We start from the raw sequence: 4,512 nt of genomic DNA on the forward strand, positions 1-4,512 counted from the left end.
CACCCGGACTTCATGGCCGCCCTGTTCTCGCAGGAAGTGCCGGAAGTCTATGAGGGCATTATCGAGATCCCGCGTGTGGCGCGTGATCCGGGCAGCCGCGCCAAGATCGCCGTCATCTCCAATGACAGCTCCATCGACCCGGTCGGCGCGTGCGTGGGTATGCGCGGCAGCCGCGTGCAAGCGGTCGTGAACGAGCTTGCCGGCGAGAAGATCGACATCATTCCGTGGAATCCGGATCCGGCGACCTTCATCGTCAACGCGCTGCAACCGGCAGAAGTCGCCAAGGTGGTGCTGGACGAGGAGAACCAGCGCATCGAGGTGGTGGTGCCCGACGACCAGCTGTCGCTGGCCATTGGCCGGCGCGGCCAGAATGTGCGCCTTGCCAGCCAGCTTACCGGCTGGTCCATCGACATCCTGACCGAGGTCGAGGAGAGCGAGCGCCGTCAGAAAGAGTTCACCGAGCGCACGGCCATCTTCATGGAAGCCCTTGATGTGGACGAGGTGATTGCCCAGCTCTTGGCAACGGAAGGCTTCACCGATGTTGAAGACCTCGCCTTTGTCGAGCTTGACGAAATTGCCGTCATCGAAGGCTTTGACGACGAGACGGCCGAGGAAATCCAGACACGGGCCCGCGAATATCTCGACCGTCAGGCGGCCGAGCAGGACGCACGCCGCAAGGAGCTGGGTGTCGAGGACCAGATTCTCGAGATCGACGGTGTCACCCTGCCGATGGCGGTGCGGTTCGGCGAGAACGAGGTCTTCTCGGTTGATGATCTTGCCGGCATGACGCCGGACGATCTGCGCGGCTGGTACGAGACCCGCGATGGCGAGCGCGTGCGCGAGCCGGGCATTCTCGACGGCTTCGATATCGATGCGGTCGAAGCTGAACGCCTGATCATGAAGGCCCGTGTGGCCGCTGGCTGGATTTCGGAGGAAGACCTGCCGGCTGAAGAGCCGGTCGAGGCCGAGGCCGAAGCCGTTGAAGATGAAGCCGGCGATGCCGATGAGGCGCTAGCTGATGATGGCGAGTTCGATCTGGCTGCGCTGGAGGCTGAAGCCGAGCGTCTGGGTGTTGATCTTGAGACGCTGATCAATGCCGGCGACGACAGCGAGGGCACGGAGGAAGACGAGGACAAGTGAGCCGCGGCGCACGGGAATCGCGCGTGAAGGCGCCTCGCACCCGGCGCTGCATCGCCACCGGCGAGACGGCGCACGAGGATGCGCTGGTCCGGCTGGCGGTAACGCCGGGTGGCGATATCATTCCCGATATCGCGGCCAAGCTGCCCGGGCGTGGTGCCTGGATCAGTGCCAGCCGGGAGGCCTTCATTCAGGCGGTCCGGCGCAAGGCGTTCGACAGGGCCTTCGAGGGACCGGTTTCGGTGCCCGAAGACCTCGCGGCACAGGTCGAGACACAGCTCGTTGCGCGGGCCTTGTCGACACTGGGGCTTTCCAGGCGCGCGGGACGCCTCGCAATGGGGTATGATGCTTCGCGCGCCGCGATCACGGCCCTGCCGGTTCCGGCCTGGCGGATCGAGGCGAGTGACGGGTCGGCAGACGGGCGCGGCAAGCTGGACCAGCTCGCGCGCGGCGCGGCCCCGGGCCTGAGGGTTGCCATGTGCTTCACCGCCGAGGAACTCGGCGGGGCACTGGGCCGATCCGGAGTGGTTCACCTGGTGCTCGCACCGGGGCCTGAAGCGGACCGGTTCACGGTCCTGATGGACAAGCTGGCCGGTTTCCGGGCGGTTGTCCCGCCGGTTGCGGAGCGACCGGCACGAGAGAGTTGAAACGGCAGGCAAGGCCGCTAGGTTAGCGAACCTTTGCCAGAGCCGGACGGACAGGGCAGAAAGCGTTGCTGCGGCGCGGCGCTTGTCGATGCCTTTTGGATACGAAGCCGCGATGAAAGACGTTTATGAGCGACGCTGACGAACGCAATCCTTCGGGCCGCAAGCCCCTCACCCTCGGCGGACGCACCGGATCGGGCACCGTGCAGCAGAGCTTTGCACGCGGCCGGTCGAAGGCCGTTGTCGTGGAGAAGAAGCGCAAGCGTATCGCGCCGGGCGCTGCGGGCGCTCCTGCGGCCAAGGACGCTGCGGCGCCTGCCGGAAAGACGATGAGCGACGCCGACAAGGCGCGCGCCGCGCTGGCCGCCAAGGCCAAGCAGCTTGGACTTTCGGAGGAGGAGCTGATCCGCCGCCAGCGTGCGATCGCCCGTGCCCGCGCCGAGGCCGAGGAACGCGACGCCAAGAAAAAGGCTGAAGAGGCCGAGCTGGCCCGCAAGGCCGAGGAAGACCGCAAGGCACTGGAAGACCAGCGCAAGCGCGAGGAACAGGCCCGCAAGGATGCAGAGGCCCGCAAGAAGGCGGAAGCCGAGCGCGCCGCCGTGCCAGATCCTGCCGACATTCCCGTTCCCGTCGATCCCGACACCGCCAAGCCGCAGCGCAAGGTCGTCGACAAGGATGCCCGCGCCAAGGACGACGCGCGTGCCATTGATGGTGATGACGAGGAAGGCCGCGCCAAGAAGAAGCTCGCTCCGGCTGCCAAGGCGCCGGTCGCGCGCTCCAAGGATGGCGGTGAGCGCCGTCCCAAGGGCCGCCTGACGATCCAGAATCTGGTTGAGGACGACGAGGGCCGCCAGCGCTCGCTCGCCTCCATGCGCCGGGCGCGTGAACGCGAGAAGCAGCGCCGCACGCAAGGCGGCGCCGAGCGCGAGAAAGTGGCGCGCGACGTTGTCGTGCCGGAAAGCATCACGGTGCAGGAACTCGCCAACCGCATGGCCGAACGGGCTGCGGACGTGGTGAAATTCCTCATGAAGCAGGGCCAGATGGTCCGTGCGGTGGACTTCCTGGACGCCGACGATGCCGAGCTGATCGTCGAAGAATTCGGCCACCGCGTGAAGCGCGTGTCGGACGCCGATGTCGAGGAAGGCTTCATCTCTGCCGATGACCCGGAAGAGACCAAGAAGCCGCGCCCGCCCGTCGTGACCATCATGGGTCACGTTGACCACGGCAAGACCTCGCTGCTGGACGCCCTGCGCTCAACCGACGTTGCGGGCGGCGAAGCCGGCGGCATCACCCAGCATATCGGTGCCTATCAGGTTCAGCTTAAGTCTGGCGAGAAGATCACCTTCCTCGATACACCGGGCCACGCGGCGTTCTCCGCCATGCGGGCGCGCGGCGCGCAGGCGACCGACATCGTAGTGCTGGTGGTGGCCGCCGATGACGGCGTCATGCCCCAGACGGTCGAGGCGCTCAATCACGCCAAGGCCGCCAAGGTTCCGATGATCGTGGCCGTCAACAAGATCGACAAGCCAGACGCGACGCCGGACAAGGTGCTCAACGAGCTGCTCCAGCACGAGATCGTCACCGAATCCATGGGCGGCGACGTCCAGTACGTGCCGGTTTCCGCGCTGAAGAAGATGGGTCTGGACGAGCTGACCGACGCCATTTCGCTGCAGGCGGAAATCCTGGAGCTGAAGGCCAATCCGGACCGCTCTGCCGAAGGCATCGTCATCGAGAGCCAGATCGACAAGGGCCGTGGCCCGGTCGCAACCGTGCTGGTCAAGCGCGGTACGCTCAAGCGCGGCGATATCGTCGTGGCTGGCGTGCAGTGGGGCAAGGTGCGCGCGCTCACCAACGAGCGCGGTGCCCAGATGAGCGAAGCGGGCCCCTCGCTTCCGGCAGAAATCCTCGGTCTTGATGGCGCGCCGGAACCCGGCGAGGCCTTCTCGGTGGTGGAATCCGAAGCGCGTGCCCGCGAGATCGTCGACTATCGTGTCCGTCAGCGCCGCGACAAGTCGGCCGGTACGGGTGGTGGCGGCACCTCGCTCGAACAGATGATGGCCCGCCTGCAGCAGAACGAGGTCCAGGAACTGCCCGTTCTGATCAAGGCTGATGTGCAGGGCTCCGCCGAGGCTTTGAGCGGCGCGCTTGAAAAGGCCGGCAATGACGAGGTGCGTGCACGCGTCATTCACGCCGCTCCGGGTGGTGTGTCGGAAGCCGACGTTCAGCTGGCCAAGGCATCGGGTGCGCCGATCTTCGCCTTCAACGTCCGCGCCAACAAGCAGGCGCGTGACCTGGCCGAGCAGGAAAAGGTCGAGATCCGCTATTACTCGATCATCTATGACGTCATCGACGACGTGAAGAAGACGCTGGAAGGCCTCTTGGCTCCGGAGAAGCGCGAAACCTTTATCGGTTACGCGGAAATTCTCGAGGTGTTCAACATCACCAAGCTCGGCAAGGTGGCTGGTTGCCGCGTGACGGACGGTGTGGTGCGCCGCGGTTGCGGTGTCCGCCTCCTGCGCAACGACACGGTCATTCACGAAGGCCAGCTTTCGACGCTGAAACGCTTCAAGGACGAGGTCAACGAAGTACGCGCCGGCACCGAGTGCGGCATGGGCTTTGTCGGCTATCAGGACCTTCAGAAGGGCGACCAGATCGAGTGCTTCACGGTCGAGGAGATCGAGCGCAAGCTCTGATCCGGGGCTTTGCCCGCAGCAAGTGACATGCAAGGGCC

General features: G+C 65.6%; 3 protein-coding genes. All 3 read left to right on the top strand.

What is annotated here, in order from left to right; genetic code table 11:
- Positions 1-1,140: transcription termination/antitermination protein NusA (gene nusA / locus ACTS2Z_RS12220; protein ID WP_442573488.1), on the top strand; the 1,140-nt coding region annotated here is incomplete at its 5' end.
- A gap of 23 nt (positions 1,141-1,163) precedes the next feature.
- On the top strand, positions 1,164-1,784 hold the full coding sequence (locus ACTS2Z_RS12225) for an RNA-binding protein (RefSeq protein WP_442573489.1): 621 nt from the start codon (positions 1,164-1,166) through the stop codon (positions 1,782-1,784).
- Between the two features lie 125 nt (positions 1,785-1,909).
- Positions 1,910-4,474, top strand: coding sequence for a translation initiation factor IF-2 (gene infB, locus ACTS2Z_RS12230; RefSeq protein WP_442573490.1), 2,565 nt, complete (start codon positions 1,910-1,912; stop codon positions 4,472-4,474).
- Positions 4,475-4,512: the final 38 nt, after the last annotated feature.

This window comes from Glycocaulis sp. (genome assembly GCF_052168375.1).
GTDB lineage: Bacteria > Pseudomonadota > Alphaproteobacteria > Caulobacterales > Maricaulaceae > Glycocaulis.

Excerpts from the sequence above, each read along its gene's own strand:
- infB (WP_442573490.1), top strand. The coding sequence starts at position 1,910 with ATGAGCGACGCTGACGAACGCAATCCTTCGGGCCGCAAGCCCCTCACC.